General features: G+C 56.8%; 15 protein-coding genes. All 15 read right to left on the bottom strand.

The genetic code is table 11. The features are described from left to right. Positions 1-400: 400 nt before the first annotated feature. Positions 401-1,705, bottom strand: a complete 1,305-nt coding sequence (tyrS, locus tag RQ593_RS09275; protein ID WP_005507143.1) for a tyrosine--tRNA ligase — start codon at positions 1,703-1,705, stop codon at positions 401-403. Between the two features lie 166 nt (positions 1,706-1,871). Then, positions 1,872-4,166, bottom strand: coding sequence for an AAA family ATPase (locus RQ593_RS09270; RefSeq protein WP_311450463.1), 2,295 nt, complete (start codon positions 4,164-4,166; stop codon positions 1,872-1,874). Positions 4,167-4,393: 227 nt separating this feature from the next. Beyond that, the gene (locus RQ593_RS09265; RefSeq protein WP_311450462.1) at positions 4,394-4,969 is read right to left on the bottom strand and encodes an adenine phosphoribosyltransferase; all 576 of its coding nucleotides are present in this window, start codon (positions 4,967-4,969) and stop codon (positions 4,394-4,396) included. Between the two features lie 134 nt (positions 4,970-5,103). Then, a complete protein-coding gene (locus tag RQ593_RS09260) occupies positions 5,104-6,723 on the bottom strand; it encodes an AMP-binding protein (protein WP_311450461.1) in 1,620 nt (539 codons plus the stop codon). Positions 6,724-6,889: 166 nt separating this feature from the next. Then, complete coding sequence (locus RQ593_RS09255) at positions 6,890-7,375, bottom strand: arginine repressor (RefSeq protein ID WP_044150633.1); 486 nt, start codon at positions 7,373-7,375, stop codon at positions 6,890-6,892. 396 nt (positions 7,376-7,771) lie between these two features. Beyond that, complete coding sequence (locus RQ593_RS09250; RefSeq protein ID WP_311450460.1) at positions 7,772-8,536, bottom strand: hypothetical protein; 765 nt, start codon at positions 8,534-8,536, stop codon at positions 7,772-7,774. A 194-nt stretch (positions 8,537-8,730) separates the two neighbouring features. Beyond that, a complete protein-coding gene (gene pheT, locus RQ593_RS09245; protein WP_311450459.1) occupies positions 8,731-11,301 on the bottom strand; it encodes a phenylalanine--tRNA ligase subunit beta in 2,571 nt (856 codons plus the stop codon). Positions 11,302-11,304: 3 nt separating this feature from the next. Then, the gene (gene pheS, locus RQ593_RS09240; RefSeq protein WP_049328035.1) at positions 11,305-12,432 is read right to left on the bottom strand and encodes a phenylalanine--tRNA ligase subunit alpha; all 1,128 of its coding nucleotides are present in this window, start codon (positions 12,430-12,432) and stop codon (positions 11,305-11,307) included. Between the two features lie 237 nt (positions 12,433-12,669). After that, entirely contained in the window at positions 12,670-13,191 is a 522-nt protein-coding gene (locus RQ593_RS09235; protein WP_049338512.1) for a hypothetical protein, read from the bottom strand. Positions 13,192-13,504: 313 nt separating this feature from the next. Next, on the bottom strand, positions 13,505-13,987 hold the full coding sequence (locus tag RQ593_RS09230) for a (deoxy)nucleoside triphosphate pyrophosphohydrolase (protein WP_049345338.1): 483 nt from the start codon (positions 13,985-13,987) through the stop codon (positions 13,505-13,507). Positions 13,988-14,003: 16 nt separating this feature from the next. Beyond that, positions 14,004-14,819 (bottom strand): YetF domain-containing protein, encoded by an 816-nt coding sequence (locus RQ593_RS09225; RefSeq protein WP_311450458.1) that lies wholly within the window; start codon positions 14,817-14,819, stop codon positions 14,004-14,006. 18 nt (positions 14,820-14,837) lie between these two features. Beyond that, entirely contained in the window at positions 14,838-15,758 is a 921-nt protein-coding gene (locus tag RQ593_RS09220; RefSeq protein WP_311450457.1) for a cation diffusion facilitator family transporter, read from the bottom strand. A gap of 99 nt (positions 15,759-15,857) precedes the next feature. Beyond that, positions 15,858-16,859 carry an RNA methyltransferase gene (locus RQ593_RS09215; protein ID WP_311450456.1) on the bottom strand — a complete coding sequence of 334 codons (1,002 nt, stop codon included), beginning with the start codon at positions 16,857-16,859 and terminating at the stop codon, positions 15,858-15,860. Between the two features lie 118 nt (positions 16,860-16,977). Then, entirely contained in the window at positions 16,978-17,358 is a 381-nt protein-coding gene (gene rplT / locus RQ593_RS09210; RefSeq protein ID WP_005507127.1) for a 50S ribosomal protein L20, read from the bottom strand. 114 nt (positions 17,359-17,472) lie between these two features. Beyond that, entirely contained in the window at positions 17,473-17,667 is a 195-nt protein-coding gene (gene rpmI / locus RQ593_RS09205; protein WP_004006287.1) for a 50S ribosomal protein L35, read from the bottom strand. Positions 17,668-17,686: the final 19 nt, after the last annotated feature.

Genomic DNA, 17,686 nt, shown 5'->3' with positions numbered 1-17,686 from the left:
GAAATAGGGTGAAGTAGACCACAAGTACGACTCTGTAAGGGTCTCAAACACCCTCACAAACACCAAAACACCTAGTCAGTGCGTTTTATGGGTGCTAAAAAATCTTTAAAAAACTTCTAGAAACCTCAAAAATCTGCGAATTCCCCTCTCTGGACCCCCAAAACAGGGTCGAAAGGCGCCCAAAGCCCTCGCCAACAAAGACAAACCAAGAAACCCCAGAGCCAGAGGGTAGCAGAACGATACAAGAAGAGCCCCTCCTGACGGAGGGGCTCTGTATATAAAGAGAACGTATATAGGGAATAGAAAAGGAGGGGCACTCCCCCACCGAACATTCAGTAATGAATACTTCAGTAGAGAAGAACCCCTCCCCCTCTATATGTATAGAGAAAGTCAGAAAAGACTAAACAAGCTCTACAGCGCCCTGGTTCTTCTTGCCACGGCGAACCATCGCAAAACGACCGTGCAGCAGATCATCCTTAGAAATCGCTGCGTCCTCGCCCTGAACCTTCACGCCGTTCACCGAAGCGCCGCCCTCCTTCAGAATGCGACGAGCCTCAGAGTTAGACTTCGCAAAGCCCAGCTCAGTCAGAACAGAAATCATGTCCAGACGGTCCTCGGACAGCTTAGCCGAAGGAAGCTCAGCAACCACAGACTCCAAGGTAGCCTCATCCAGAGCAGCGAAATCGCCCTTACCGAACAAAGCCTCCGAAGCAGCCACAGCCTGATCAGTAGCCTCAGTACCGTGAACCAGCGAAGTCACCAGGTACGCCAGAGTCTTCTGAGCCTCACGCTTAAACGGCTCCTTCTCAACCTTCTCCGCAAACTCAGCAATCTCAGCACGAGTCAAGAACGTAAAGACCTTCAGACGATCCAGCACATCCGCATCCGCAGTGTTCAGCCAGAACTGGTAGAAAGCGTACGGCGAGCACATCTGCGGGTTCAGCCAAATAGCGTTACCCTCGCTCTTACCGAACTTAGTGCCATCAGAGTTAGTAATCAGCGGAGTACCAATAGCGTGAACGCTCTTACCCTCTACCTTACGAATCAGCTCGGTACCGCTCGTCAGGTTACCCCACTGGTCAGAACCACCGGTCTGCAGAGTACAACCGAAACGACGGTTCAGCTCCAAGAAGTCCAGGCCCTGCAGAATCTGGTACGAAAACTCGGTGTACGAAATGCCCTCATCAGAGTTCAGGCGCTTCGCAACAATCTCCTTCTTCACCATGGTGCCCACGCGGAAATGCTTACCAACATCGCGCAGCAACTGCAGAGCAGACATCTGACCGCTCCAGTCCAAGTTATTCACCATGCGGGCAGCGTTCTCACCCTCGAAAGAGAGGAAACGCTCAATCTGAGCACGCAGAGACTTAACCCACTCAGCAACAACCTCAGGAGAGTTCAGCACACGCTCAGAAGTCTGACGCGGATCACCAATCAAACCGGTGAAACCACCCACCAGACCCAGCGGCTTGTGACCAGCCAGCTGCAGACGACGCATCACCAGCAGCTGCACCAGGTGACCCAGGTGCAAAGAAGCCGCAGTCGGATCATAACCCGTATAGAAAGTCAGGCTCTCCTCGCTCAGCGCCTTCTCCAGAGCAGCCTCATCAGTGCTCACGTGCACCAGGCCGCGCCACTTCAGCTCCTGCCAAATATTCTCGAAGGTATCGTCATTATGCTGCGCGTTGAGGATCTCGGCAGACATGCTTCTCCCATTCACAAGGTAACAACGCCCGAAGGCGCTCGAACAAAATATGTAACAAGCCTAGCACCGCACCAGCCCAAACGCTCAGAAAAACCCAAGCGAGCGCCCAAACCGGTGCGGCACCGGCTCACAGAAATAACAGATAGAGGCTACACGAGCCGCAAGGCTACAGACCCGCGGGCATCCGCGAACCCACCATGTGCAGGCGCTGAGTCGGACGAGTCATCGACACGTACAGGTCACCCACAGCACCATCAGCATCATCAATCAGCTGCTGCGGCTCAACAATCACCACAACGTCAAACTCCAGGCCCTTCGCCTCCCACGGAGTCAGAACCAGCACCTGATTCTCCAACGCAGTCTGCGCGGTACCCGTACGATCAGCATGAGCACGAGCCACAGCCTGAGCCGTCTGAACATACAGGCTCGGCGGGCACACCACACCAATCAGAGCGCCACCCGAATGAGCGACCTCCTCGCTGACCACAGCCACGGTCTGCTCCACAACAGACTCGGAGGCAACCTCATGAACCAGCGGAGCCCAACGGCCCTCACGCACCGCACGAGGCGCAGACACCTCATAGCCAGCAGCCTGAGCAACCGACACCGCCGCCTCCGCAATCTGAGCCGGAGTACGGTAATTAATCGTCAGCTCCTCCAGGGTGAAACGCTCACCCACAAACGGCTCCAACGCCTGCGACCACGAGGAAGCAGCCGCAGCAGAAGAAGCCTGAGCAATATCGCCCACAATCGTGAACGACTTCATCGGGCAACGACGCATCAGCAGACGCCACTGCATGGGCGAGAGCTCCTGAGCCTCATCCACCACAATATGGCCATACGCCCACGTACGATCAGCCGACGCCGCAGCCGCAGCAGTCATACGCTCGCCACGAACCTCATTCATCATCGCAATCTGCTCAGGAGTAATCACGCCATCAGCGCCAATATCCTCCAGCGACTGGTGAACATTCTCCAGAGCCTTCGCCGCATTCTCAAGGTTCGCGCGATGCTCCGCCGCAGCACGAGCCGCAGCAGCCGCACCGGTCACCTTCGAAAAATCACCCAAAAGCTCAGCAGCCTCATCCAACAGAGGAACATCAGCCTCCGTGAAAGGGGCATCCGCCGGGCGAGCCAGCAGCTCACGCTCAGCCTTCGACAGTTCACGAGTCGCAGACTCCAAATAGTGCGGCTTCGAGAACAGCGAGCGCAACAGAGTCTCCGGCGACAGCGGCATCCACGCCAGGTTCAAGGCACGGCGCACATCCATCGAGGCACGCACATCATCCTGCAGATACGGACGCTCCACCACACGACCCGCCGCACGGTTCAGCTGATCATCCAGCTTCGCGGTCAGCTCCTTCAACAGAATCTTCACGAACGTCTCACGAGCCTCATTATGCGGCTTGCCGGTCGAACGAGCACGAGAACGAGCCGAACGAACCATCTCCGGAGTCAGCTCAACATCAGTACCCTCAACATTCAGACGCTGAACCTGAGCCGGCACCTTCTGACGATCCGCAACCGCACGCTTAATAACCTTCACCATGCGCAAATCGCCCTTCAGCGCCGCAACCGCACGATCCTTCTCAGGCACAGCACGCAGACCCGGGTACAGGGTCGCCAACGAAGACATCACCACGCCGGTCTCGCCCAGCGACGGAAGCACACGCTCGATGTACCACATGAACGAATTCGACGGACCAACCACCAGCACGCCAGCCTTCGACAGGCGCTCACGGTTCGTGTACAGCAGATACGCCGCACGATGCAGCGCCACAGCGGTCTTACCGGTACCGGGACCACCCTGCACCACGCGCACACCCGGCAGCTCCGAGCGGATAATCGCATCCTGCTCAGCCTGAATCGTCGCCACAATATCGCCCATGCGGCCGGTACGCTTCTTATTCAACGCCGCCAGCAGAGCACCCTCACCGTGAAGGGAATCCTCATCCTGCAGCATCTCCGAATCGAAGACCTCATCCTCAATATTTACGACAGTGCGGCCCTCAAGCATCAGGTGACGGCGGCGGCGCACACCCATCGGGTGGAAAGCAGTCGCCTGATAGAACGTACCCGCCTCCGGGGCACGCCAGTCCATCAGCAGACGCTGCTGATTGCTATCCGTAATACCAATACGACCGATATAACGCACCGCATCAGCGCCCTCACGGTCCATATCCAGTCGGCCAAACGTCAGACGAGAATCCACAGCATTCAGCTGCGCCAAACGATCCTCATAGTGAGTAGCAAAAGAGTCACGCTCCGAACGGTTCTGATGACCGCCCACCGCCTGATTCTTACGCACAGCAGCCAGCTTCTCAGCCGTCTCCTCGCGGAGCTCATCCAGGCGAGCATACACGCGAGCAACATACTCACGCTCCGCAGCCATCTGCTCAGCAAACAGCTTCTCAGCCGCCGAAGAATCAGCAGACTGCTGGGGTAGAGATTCAGATGACACGTAAGCTCCTTAAACCTATGGTGTCTCAAAGACAGGGTGCGACAGACACCCAAAAATACGGGTCACTATTTTACAGGACAGGCTCCGAAGGGCAGAAATATTACCCCCGCATAAAACCCACACAGGCATACACAGAAAAGTGCCCCACCGGCTCAACCGGCGGGGCACCCCTCATCAATATCAGCTGCGCACACCCAATAGGGCGGTCAGCCTCACACTCTATAAAACTACTTCGACGGCAACGGGTACTCAGACACCAAGCTCAGCGTCTCAAGACGGTAACCGGCCAGCGCCTCACGGCCGCCCAGACCCTCCAGCTCCAGAAGAGCGCCAACGCCGGCGACCTTCAGGTTCGCGCGCTCCACCAGCTTTGCGGCAGCCACCAGGGTACCGCCAGTCGCCAGCAGATCATCCAGCAGAAGAACACGAGTGCCCGGCGCAAAATCATTACAGTGAATCTCAATCGCCGCGCTACCGTACTCCAGCGCATACTCCTCACGGTACGTCTCACGCGGAAGCTTACCCGCCTTACGAACCGTCATAACGCCGGTACCGGTAGCATACGCGAGCGCAGAAGCCAGCAAGAAACCGCGAGCCTCAACACCAGCCACAACATCAAACTGACCCTCAAAACGAGCAGCCAGCTCATCAATGCACGCCTTGAACACCTCAGCATTAGCGAAGAGAGTGGTCACATCGTAAAAGAGGATACCCTCGTGCGGGTAATTCGGAATCGTAGCGCAAGCAGCCGGAATCAACTGCTCAATAGGGGTTCGCGAAGCCTCAGAAGCGGGAACGCTCATGCTCTCTCTTTCGTGAAGGGGATAGCCCCGGGAAAAACACCCGGGAACAATAACGCGGTAGAAGCCGCCTACAAAATTCTACCCCCTTCACCCGCGCTTGTCCTCAGATAAACGCCAAGAACCGTCTGCCGGGATTAGCCCCGCTGAATCAAAACCCGCAAGTCACGCTTAAGAATCTTGCCGGTCGGGCCCAGCGGCATGCTCTCCACCATCACGTAGCGGCGAGGATACTTATACGCCGCCAAACGAGTACGCGCCAACGCATTCAACTCCGCCTGCAACACACCCTCATCAGCACCCGGACGCGGCATCACCACGGCGACGACCTCTTCGCCCACGCGCTCATCCGGCACACCCAACACCGCTACCGACTGCACCTGCTCATGGGTATAGAGAACATCCTCAATCTCACGCGGATACACCGAATAGCCGTTACGCAGAACCATATCCTTAATACGGTCCACAATAAAAATATTGCCCTGCTCATCAACACGAGCAACATCGCCGGTCGCAAACCACTCGCCGTCAAAAACCTCAGCAGTAGCTGCCGGATTATTCCAGTAGCCAGCCATCACGTTCTCACCGCGCACCCACAGCTGACCGCTCACACCCGGCGCGCACTCGGAACCTTGCGGGCAACGGACCTGCACCTGCACGCCCGGCAGCACACGACCCACCGAACCGAGCACCATGCCAAACTCCGCCTGATTAAACGAAACCACCGGCGACGTCTCACTCAAACCGTAGCCCTCATACACCGGGCACTCAATCAGCGTTTTCAACGCAGAATGCACCGGTGCAGGCAGCGGCGAACCGCCCGAAATGCCGAAACGGATGCGACCACGCAGCGAGCGCACACGCTCAGGCTCAGCCTCCAGCGCCGCCGCTAACGACACATACATGCTCGGGACCGCGGCCAACACCGACACCCCGGCACGCTCCATCAGATTAAGCGCACCCTCAGGGGTAAAACGCGGCAGCAAAGCAACCGTAGCCGACGCCGCAAACGCCGCGTTCATCGACACCGTCTGACCAAACGCATGGAACAGCGGAAGACCACCAAAAATGACGTCCTCAGCGGTGAAACCAAAAACGCTCACGCAACTACGAGCATTCGAGAGGATATTCGCGTGAGTTAGCGTCGCACCCTTCGGGCGGCCCGTCGTACCCGACGTGTACAGAATAATCGCCGGGTCATTCGCCGCCACAGGGACAGGCTCCAGAACAGCAGCCGACGGAACAGTATCCGCCGGCGCGCTATCGGCAGGCGCATCAAAAGGAGCCACCGGCGAACCCTCTCCCCCGGTGAAAATCTCACAACGAACCGAACCGTTCTTCACCGGTACCGTCGAGGAAGCCTCCGACGCCAGACGAGTACCCGCAAAAGCAAAAAGCACCTTCGCTCCGCTATCGCGCAGATGATACTCCAGCTCAGCACCCGACAACAGCGGATTCAACGGAACACAAATCGCGCCCGCAGCCACAATGCCGTAATACAACGCCGGCATCAACGCCACATTCGGCATAGACAACGCAACACGGTCACCACGCTCAACACCGAGCGCCGCCACATGACGCTGAACCTGCGCAGCCGCAGACGCCAACTGCGCGTAGCTCACCACCTGCACATCAGCAGAGCCAGAAGCCGGAATCGCCAAAGCCGCCTTAGCCGCAGAATCAGAATCAGAACCAGAAGCAGCCTCCGCCAAAAGGTAGGCAATATTATTGTTCGCTGAATCGTGCATTTCAGACATGATAGAAAACTCTCACCACAGAAAAAAATCGGTATATCTAGAAAAGGAGAAGCCGAGCTAGAAGCCCGGCAAGGAGCCCGGAAAAGAGCCCAAAGACAGCAGAAGGGCGTACCTTCAACCGCTCCCCCGAAACATCAGAAGAACAGCGCAAGATACGCCCCAGCTACTACTGAGCAGCAGACCAATCCAAGAAGCTCTCGGCAAGCGCAGCCCCACCATTGGGGTCACGAGTAACCACTATTACCGTATCGTCACCGGCAATAGTGCCCATGATCGCTTCAAGACCGCCCTGATCAATCGACGACGCCAAGAACTGCGCAGCACCCGGAGGAGTACGCAGAACCGTAATATTTGCCGAACCCTCAGCGGTAATCAGCAGTTCCTTAAACAGGGAAATCATACGGGCATCAGGTGCAGTACCGCCGCCACGACGAGCAGGGTAATTCGGCACAGCATAAATCAAGCCGGCGCCTTCATCACGGATGCGCTCAGCGCCAATTTCAACAAGATCACGGGAAAGGGTCGCCTGAGTAACCTTCATACCATCATCGGTCAGGTACTGCGCCAGTTCAGCCTGGGAGCGGACACGTCGGGTCTGCAGCAATTCAACGATGCGTGCCTGACGCGCGATCTTGGTCGAGGGGAAAGGCATAATATCTCTTCTTCCTACGGTGCCAATCACGAATTCAGAACGGAGCTGCCCAACGGTGGCGCAGCGCAACATTCTTTACTACCCAAGATAATACATATGCACATAAATATGCGCACCAAATACGGATTATTCCAAGATATGGGGGATTTTTCAGGGTTTATCTCACCAGCTGTCACGCAAAACGCCGCGAATGTAACGTGTATCTACACATTCGGGCGCATAACCTCGCAATGAATGCATAGCGTGCAAGAACATGGTGGGCTGGTGCGCCGCACCGATCAAGAAACCCCCGGTACGCGAGCACGAAAAAGGAGCCCGCCTCCAGCACACCACGTGCACCAGAAACAGGCTCCCTCAACAAAACATCAACCGGTGAGTCCTTAGGATTCAGAACGCCTAGCGCTCATCCTCCACCAGACCCTCCAGGTCCTCATACTCGACATCGCGCGAACGGCGGTTCAGCCACACAGCAAAACCCAGACCCAGCAGAAGCACCAGCACCGCACCAACAATACTTGCGATACCGGCAAAACGCTCAGCATTCACGCTGTCCTCAGTCACAGGCTTCAACGTGCCCTTCTCAGCGGTGTAGACGACCTCAAGGCTGCCGTTCTTCTCCACCAACAGGCCGTCCACCTCACGCGGGAACTCGGAAGGAACATCACCAGTCTGCGAACCGCGGAACTCAATCGGAGCCCCCGAAGTCACCTGATACTTATCCTTCAGATTCGACACATACGTCTTACCGTTCAGTGCGTCATCAGCCGGCAGGTTGCCCTTATAACGAGCCACATTACCCTTCGTAATCAGGTCAGGAGTCAAATCCTGATAGGTGCCCTGAATAACCCAGCTCTTACCGGCATACTCAGCGTTATTATTCACCGACGCAAAAGCACGGACACCCACAACAGCCAAAACAATGGAAAGAATAACCGCAACCGCCGCAGAAAGAACCGACAACCAGTTCACACCCGGACGGTCATCCAGCTCTTCCTCACTCATCGCGAAAAGAGAGGAGTTCTCTTCCTCATCATCGTAATCCTCGTACTCGTCGTACTCCTCATACTCAGAATCCTCATACTCAGAATCTTCAAAGTAGGTTTCTTCGACCTCAGACTGCGACAGCTCATCCTGCTCGCGCGAGTTCTCTCGATTAGCCATTACTCTCTCTCCCTCACATCATCTATCTTCTAGGGTACCCATAACCACATGAGTTCACCAACGAAAGCGCTTATCAACGCTTCATAAACCAACCCCACCGGTAAACCCGCTACACAACACCAAAAGCTACGGGGTGGGAGCCAACAACTCCCACCCCGTCAGCACTAGGCATTACGCCATAGGGTCAGACCCGGTTAGACACGCGGTTCCGCACCCAGCTGCTCAACAGCCGCAGCCACAGCAGCCTCACGAGCAGCCGACGCCTCATCAGCAGTCAGCGTACGATCCGGCGCGCGGAAACGCAGAGCAAACGCCAAAGACTTCTTCGACTCGTCAATACCGACACCGCGGTAATCGTCAAAGACTCGGATATCCTCCAGCAGCTCACCAGCGCCCTCACGCAGAACACGCTCCACCTCAGAAGCAGGCAGATCGCGGTCCACCAGAAGCGCCACATCCTGAGTAGCAGCCGGGAAAGTCAGCACCGGAGTAGCCTGACGTGCCTCAACACGACCAGCGAACAGCGCCGAGAAATCCAGCTCAAACGCGCAAGTGCGCTCAGGCAGGTTCAGCTCCTGCAGAAGCTTCGGATGCAGCTCACCAGCAAAACCAACACGCTCACCGGCAGCATTCAGAACCTCAGCTACACGGCCCGGGTGGAACGCAGTATGCACACCGTTACGCACCTGAATCTCAGCCGAAACAGCAGCAGCAACCAGACGCACAGCGTCCAAAGCATCACGCCAATCGTAAGCGCGCGGAGTAGCGCCCGGCATCACCTCATGCTCAGTACCTGCAAACAGGCCAGCAACGTAAGTGGGCTGCTGCGGAATACCCGCATTCAAATCAGCCAGAACCTCATCCGAAGGACGAGCGCCCAGCGGCGGAATAGACTCCGAACCCAGCTGCTCACCCGGGATGAACACGTGACCCGCCTCAAAAATAGCCAGGTTCTTGAAACCACGAGACAGGTTACGCTTCAGAACCTCAACCAGGCCCGGCAGCAGCGAACGGCGCATCCAGCCCTCAGCCGAAGAAATCGGGTTCTCCAGGCGAACCGAAGGAACCTCAGTCACCGGGTTCTCAGGGGTGCTCACCCACGGAGCCGACCACAGGTTATTCGCATCAGCCGACACGAAGGGGTACGCGAAAACCTCAGTCAGACCCGAAGCCGCCAGCGCATTCAGCGCACGACGCTTACCCGCCTGCTCCGGAGTGTAACCGCGGCCCGCAGGAGCCACCGGCAGAGTCGACGGGATGTTCTCGTAACCGTCAATACGTGCGATTTCCTCAGTCAGGTCTTCCTTTGCACGCAGGTCAGTACGCCACGACGGGACAGTCACCGCGTAGCCAGACTCGGTACGCTCCACCGAGCAACCAATCTCACGCAGGCAGGACTCAATCTGCTCCGGCGAGTAATCCACGCCAATACGACCAGCAGTGTAATCAGCCGGCAGGTCAATCACAACCGGCTCATAGCCGAGCGACACATCGGTAACGCCCGGCTCAACCTGAGCACCAGCCAGCTCAACCAGCAGCTCAACCGCTCGCTGAGCAGCCGCAGCCTGAATCTGCGGATCCACGCCACGCTCAAAACGCTTCGAGGACTCAGAAATCAGCTTGTGACGGCGAGCAGTACGAGCCACCGACACCTCATCAAAACGAGCAGACTCCACCAGAATGCGGGTGGTCGAATCGGTCACCTCAGTCGAAGCGCCGCCCATCACACCGGCAAGACCAATCACGCCGGAATCATCAGCAATGACAATATCCTCGGGATGCAGAGTACGCTCAACACCGTCCAGGGTCACCAGCTTCTCGCCAGCAGCGGCGCGACGCACCACAATCTCACCCTGAACCTTGTCAGCATCGTAGAAGTGCAGAGGCTGACCGGTCTCCAACATCACGTAGTTCGAAATATCCACCGGCAGCGACAGCGAGCGCACACCCGCCAGACGCAGACGCGAAGACATCCAGGTCGGAACCGGCGCATCCGCCTTCACGCCCGACACCTCACGCATCACGAAACGAGTGCATGCGGGGTTACCGTGAATCGGGGCGTCATCACGCAGAGAAACCGGGTAACCGGACTCGTTCGCCTCCGGGGCGCGCTCGCCGTACGCCAGCACAAAATCCTCGAAGGAAGAACCGGTAGCGTGGCACCACTCGCGAGCAATACCGCGCAGAGAGAACGCGTAACCGCGGTCCGGGGTCACGTTCACCTCAGCAGCCTGATCGTACAGGCCCAGTAGCTCCATCGCATCGGTGCCAAGCTCCGGGTCCAGGCCCAGGGTCGAAAGCACCAGGATGCCGCCGTGATCATCGCCAATACCCAGCTCACGAGTCGAAGCAATCATGCCAGCCGACTTGTGACCGTAAGTCTTACGGGCAGTAATCGCGAAACCACCGGGCAGAACAGCGCCGGGCAGGGTCACAACAACCTTGTCGCCGGGTTTGAAGTTGTGGGCACCACAAATAATGCCCTGAACGCCGGAAGGCTCAATGCCCTTACCGGTCAGAGTCTGCTCCTGGCCCTCCGGAACCACACGCACCTGGCACCAGTTCACGGTCTTGCCGTTCGAGTGGGTCTCCGGCTCCATAGAGAGCACCTGGCCAACCACAATTGGTCCGGACAGCTCATCAGAGGGGCGGTGAACGTCTTCTTCTTCCAGGCCAACCTTCACCAGGGTTGCCATCAAATCTTCAGCCGAAGCATCCTCGGCTACAGGCACGAACTCGCGCAGCCATGACAGGGGTACACGCATAATTTAGATCTCCATCCCGAACTGCTCAGAGAAACGGATGTCGCCTTCAACCATGTCATGCATGTCAGCGACGTTGTTACGGAACATGAGGGTACGTTCAATACCCATACCGAAAGCGAAGCCCGAGTACTCCTCAGGATCGATACCCGCAGCACGCAGAACATTCGGGTTCACCATGCCGCAGCCGCCCCACTCAATCCACTGCGGGCCGCCCTTAGCGTTCGGGTGCCACAAATCCAGCTCAGCGGAAGGCTCAGTGAACGGGAAGAAGTTCGGGCGCAGGCGGATCTTAGCGTCCTCACCGAACATGGCGCGTGCCATGTACTCCAGGGTGCCCTTCAGGTCAGCCATCGTCAGGCCTTTATCCACGGCAAGGCCCTCAATCTGGTGGAAGACCGGGGTGTGGGTCGCGTCCAGCTCATCGGTGCGGTACACCTGACCCGGGCACACAATGTACAGCGGCAAATCACGCGAAAGTAGCGAGCGCATCTGCACCGGCGACGTGTGAGTGCGCAGCAGCAGGTGAGCGTTCTTCGGCTCAACGTAGAAAGTGTCCTGCATTTCGCGTGCCGGGTGATCCGGCTTAATGTTCAGAGCGTCAAAGTTGTACCACTCAGACTCCAGCTCGGGGCCGTCAGCAACCTCCCAGCCCATACCAACGAAGATATCAGTCAGGCGCTCCTGCATCAGAGCAATCGGGTGGCGGCCGCCCAGGGAACGGCGAGGCGAAGCAGCAGAAACGTCCACAGCTTCCTCAGCCAGGATACGAGCCTCACGCTCAGCCTCCAGCTCGGCGGTACGAGCCTCAATAGCCTCAGTCAGGGCTGCACGAGCCTGACCCATCAGCTTACCCACCGGGCCCTTGTGCTGGTTCTGAAGATCACGCATCTGGCGGTTAGCGATGCTCATGATGCCCTTCTCACCGAAGAAGCTCAGGCGCACCTCCTTGAGGCTGTCAAAGTCCTTAGCCTTCTCGCGAATCTCCTGCTTGGCACGCTCACGCTCAGCCTCAAAAGCCTCACGGATAGCGTCCAAACCGTTCTCGGGGTTCTCCTCCAGAACCTGCGCAATGCGGGCGAGAACCTGAGCCGGGCCGTTAAGACCCTCGTGTTCCTGCACGGAATCGGTCATTGTCACTCTTCTCTGCATACCACCGGCACTATACCGGCTGGCTCGTTATACACCTTAGGTAGCACCGTCAGCTCTCCCCCGGCTGCCCGCACAGGGTGCGGAACAGGGGGAAGGCGACGGGCGCATATCCTATCCATTTTAGACCAGAGAAGGAAGCGTAAACAGCAGAACGCCCGGATAGTCCATCCGGGCGTTCTAGAGTATATCTTTTCAACAACAGGGTTGAAGAGGGTACTTCTACTTCAGAGCCTGCTTCACAGCCGGGTCAAAAGAAGCACGAATCCACAGCACGTTCGCAATGAACCATGCCGCGTACAGGGGCACGAAGCCGTAGCGCTGAGCGTCAATGACATTACCAATCAGAGACAGAATCGCCACGAACGCACCCAGAATTGCAAAAATCAGACCGACAGTCAGGCCCAGACGCTTGCCCTTCTGAATCGTGAAGTACACCCAAATGTACACAACCGCAGAAACAACCAGCAGGCCGATACCGCCTGCAACACCGAACTCCGGCAGACCCTTCAGCGGGGACAGGTTATCCGGCGCGAACGAGGAAATAACACCGTGGATCAAGCAGAGCAGCGCGGAGACAATCATAATCTCCTGCAGACGCAGAATCTTCGGGTGCTTGGTCGGCGAGTGGAACAGAATTCCGCGCGGCTCAGCGCCGCCTTCCTGAATATAAATAGCTTGAGTGTCCGAGGGAACCGCGTCGGAGCGGTAGGCACCCGGATCAAACGGGGGTTGAGCAGTCATCATTGTCTCCCAATACGTATGTGATTTCTCCCTCAATACTACCCGCCTACCGATTGGTTTCCAAAGTATGTATCCGTGTCGAACCCATATATGACAAAATCCCCTCCCCAACAAACACACAAGTCAGGATTACACGGCGCATAAATCCCCCTCAAAATATGAATAAAGGCGGGACTCCCCACAGGGAATCCCGCCTTCAAACAGTGTCACAAAAGATAGAGAAAATTTATCCTGTTACCGCCGCGAATGTGTCACACAACGGCGAATTAGCCTCGCAACGAACTAGCGCAGAGCATTAGGTCATACCTTGGGTCTACGCCTCACCAGTGCCAGTGTCCTGCAGCTGCTGCAGAAGAGCCACAACAATCGGCAAATCCGCCGGAATCCACGGCAAACCCAGCAAATCATCGTACGCCTGTGCGTCATCCTTAGACTTCGGCAGCGGCATCCACCGCAGCGCGCTGTGATCTTCCAAAGTATCCGGAGTACCCGAAAGAATCTCCGCAAAGAACACGCGCATCGCCAGACGCTCGCTCAGACGCCAGCCCTGCGGGTACGCGCCGGGCACCTCAGCACCCAAACGCGCCTGCACGCCCAGCTCCTCCTTCAGCTCACGCACCAGCGCCTGCTCGCAGCTCTCCCCCGGCTCGACCTTACCGCCCGGGAACTCCCACATGCCGGCAACAGTCTGCGGCTCAGAACGCTGAGCCACCAGCATACGGGTCGGAGCCTCCAAAGAATCAACCACGGCGGCGCCAACCACCTGAACCTCAAACGAGGGCGACACTTCACTCATCTTTCTCTACCTTCTTCTACGCTTTAGAATCCTTCGTCGGATGCGCATCCTCAGCAGCGTGCTCCGCTACTTCCTTCTCTGCATCCTCAGTATCATCAGGCTCAGGAGCTTCCTCTACGCCTTCCTGCCACTCTTCTTCCTCATCATTCATATTCGAGGCTTCTGCCACCTCACGGCGAATATTAGTGCCGTCATTCAGCAGAATCAGAAGGCGGTTGCCGTTCTTGAACTCCATGAGGAAGACATCCTCAAGCTCGACCTCAGCGGCACGCAACTGTAGGTACACCCAATCCTCGGTCTTGTGCGCATCCGCGATATCGCGAGTGACCAAGCTACCCTTCACAATCAGAGCAAAGTTCGGCACACCGTCACCCTTACGGATCACGCTCAGCGCACCGTTCGGTTCAATCTGAGCGAACTCAATGTCTTCCAGGTCGTAAATACCCTGCGCACGAAGGTCAGCAATCAGGCGCATCGGATCAAGAACCACATCTGCCTGCTGGAAGCTCTTAATATCGATATCACCATCCGTAATGACCGGCACGCGCTGCTCACGCACCGCCATATGCAGAAAACGAATCTTCGTGGTCGCCACGTTCAGCAGCTGAATCATGCACAGCGTAAACACCATGTAGATGACAAAGTAGAACAGGCTAATCTGCTTGCTGTACAACACGCCACCGAACACACCACCGATGACAAAGTTACCGATGGTATCAATCGGGGTCTGGTGCCCCGCCTGAGAACGGTGAGTCAGACGCAGGTACACCAAAAGAATGATCAGGCCAACGAAAATCTTTAGCAAACCATCAACGATCATCTCAACGGTCATAACAAAAATCTCCTAGAACTAAGCCCGGAAAATATCCGGCTCCAAATAAATGATGCGTGCCGCAGGAACAGCCTCGCGAATACGAACCTCAGCCGCGTCAATCTCATCAGCCACCGCACGACCAGTGTCAGCATCATGAATGCGAATCTTTGCCGCCACCAGAATCTCCTCAGGACCCAGGTGCACAGTCTTAATGTGGATAATGCGCTCGCTATCGCCATCCTCAATCGCCGCACGAATCTTCGCCAAATCCTCCGGCGAAGCAGCCTCACCCAAAATTAGGGACTTCATCTCCACCGCAAGGAACACAGCGATAAAGACCAACAGAATACCGATAGCCAGGGTACCGAACGCATCCCACAGACCATTACCGGTCAACAGAGTCAGACCCACACCAAAGAGCGCAAAAATCAGACCCAGCAGCGCACCCGCATCCTCCAGCAGAAGCACCGGAAGCTCCGGGTTCTTCGAAGTACGCAAGAAACGCATCCAGCTCTGCTTGCCCTTCAGCTCACGCGACTCCTTCACCGCCACGCGGAACGAATTACCCTCCAGCAGGATCGAACCCACTAGAACAGCCACCGGAACCCACTGCCACTCAGTAATACCGTGCGGATCATGCAGCTTCTCAAAACCCTCATACAGGGCAAACAAACCACCCAGCGCGAAGATAATAATCGACACAATAAACGCGTAAATATAGCGGTTACGGCCATAACCAAACGGATGTTCCTCATCAGCCTGCTTCTGCGAAGCGCGACCGCCCAGAAGAAGCAGAAGCTGATTACCCGAGTCAGCCACCGAATGAATAGCCTCCGCCAACATCGACGAAGAACGAGTCAGCGCAAAAGCCAAAAACTTCAGCACCGCAATACCCAAGTTCGCACCCAGCGCGGCAATAATCGCGCCCGAACCCGAATGACCAGAAGGAGCAGACATGATTTCCCTTTCTACGAACCCCAAACCAAAACTCTAAAACTATGAGGCGAAGGCGGCCCGCCGCTGCATCACAGCCACGAACCGCCCAACCAAGAAAACCTAGCGGGAAACGCCGCGCTGAGCCATCGCCGAAGCATACAGACACACAGCAGCAGCCGTACCCACGTTCAAAGACTCAGCCGAACCATAGACAGGAACAGCCACACGCATAGTGGCGGCAGCCTTCTCTTCAACGTTCAAACCCTGAGCTTCATTCCCGAAAAGCCACATTGTCGGCTTCGAAAGATCAAAATTACCCTTCACACCGGACGGGGCGTTCGCCTCCACACCGGCACGACGAGCCGCAGTGTACTCGCTCAACTCCTGCAGATTCACCGCACCATAGCCATCCGCAGCCAACACGGCAGTACCCTGAGACTTCACATCCTCCGCGAAATCCTCCAACTGCACGCCCTGAATAATCGGCACATGGAACAGCGAACCCGCAGTAGAACGCACCGTCTTCGGGTTATACAAATCAACCGAACCCTTAGTCGTAATCACCAGGTCCGCGCCGGCAGCATCAGCCACACGAAGAATCGTGCCCGCATTACCCGGGTCCTGCACACGAGACAGCACAGCAATCAGCTTCGGGTTCAACGCGCCCTCACCCCACAGCAGCGAGAACGACGCATCCACCATAAAGGAAACCGCAATAATACCCTGCGGGCTCACCGAATCAGCCATCGCCTCCAGCACCTCATCGGTCACCACACGCATAAAGACGCGGCGCCCCTCCTCCGGGGTGGGAGTACCGTACACCTGCTCCAGCAGCTCAGCGATATCCTCATGACGGTCAAAAGCCGTCTCCGTGACATACACAGCGTCCAGAATCGGCTTCTTCAGATGCGCCTTCAACGCCTCACGCACAGCCTGCGGGCCTTCCACCAGGAACTGGCCCTTCTTCGTGCGAGTAGCGCGGGTACGCAGCTTCGCAATATCGCGCACACGATCTGCCTGCGGATTGGACATCACAACGGGGGTACTAATACGTTCAAAAAAGTTCACTCTTAAAGGGTACAGGCAAAGGCACACCCAAAAACGCAGAACAGTCACACGCACAACCCCCAGATACGCAGAAAGCGGCCGCCCACACTCAAAAGTGCAGACGGCCGCTCACGACGCTTAAGCATCCTACCCCGAACCTAGATTTTCGAGGTAAGAACACAACCTAGGCTCATTAAGCCTTGGGAGCCGAGGTATCCTCGGGCAGGTTGTTCTTAGCAATCTCAACCAGTGCGTTGAAGGCAGCGGGCTCGTTAACAGCCAGCTCAGCCAGCATACGGCGGTCAACCTCAACACCAGCAGCCTTCAGGCCCTGGATGAAGCGGTTGTAGGTCAGGCCCTGTGCGCGGGAAGCAGCGTTGATACGCTGAATCCACAGGCGACGGAAGTCACCCTTCTTCTTACGACGGTGGTCGTAGCTGTAAACCAGCGAGTGAGTGACCTGCTCCTTAGCCTTACGGTACAGGCGAGAACGCTGACCGCGGTAGCCGGATGCACGATCGAGAATAGTACGGCGCTTCTTGTGCGCGTTAACCGCGCGCTTCACACGTGCCACGTGTGTCTCCTTCGTCTTATGTCCTGAACAGCTCACATATCACGCTGAACAGGAGCGAGTCTTTAATCAGTGCGCACCACTATCAGTGCGCCAGGTGCAGAGAGTAAGCGTTGCTTACTTACCCAGCATCTTCTTGACAACCTTTGCCTGGCCGCCGGTAACGATCTGGTCAGAAGCCAGACGACGGGTCAGACGAGAGGACTTGTGCTCCAGGTAGTGGCGGCGGTTCGCCTGCTGGCGCTTAACCTTGCCGCTACCGGTGAGCTTGAAGCGCTTCTTAGCACCAGAGTGGGTCTTCTGCTTCGGCATAGCTGCCGTTCTCCTTACA

It is taken from the genome of uncultured Rothia sp. (assembly GCF_963507905.1).
GTDB lineage: Bacteria > Actinomycetota > Actinomycetes > Actinomycetales > Micrococcaceae > Rothia.
This window is presented reverse-complemented; position numbering and strand designations above follow the sequence as displayed.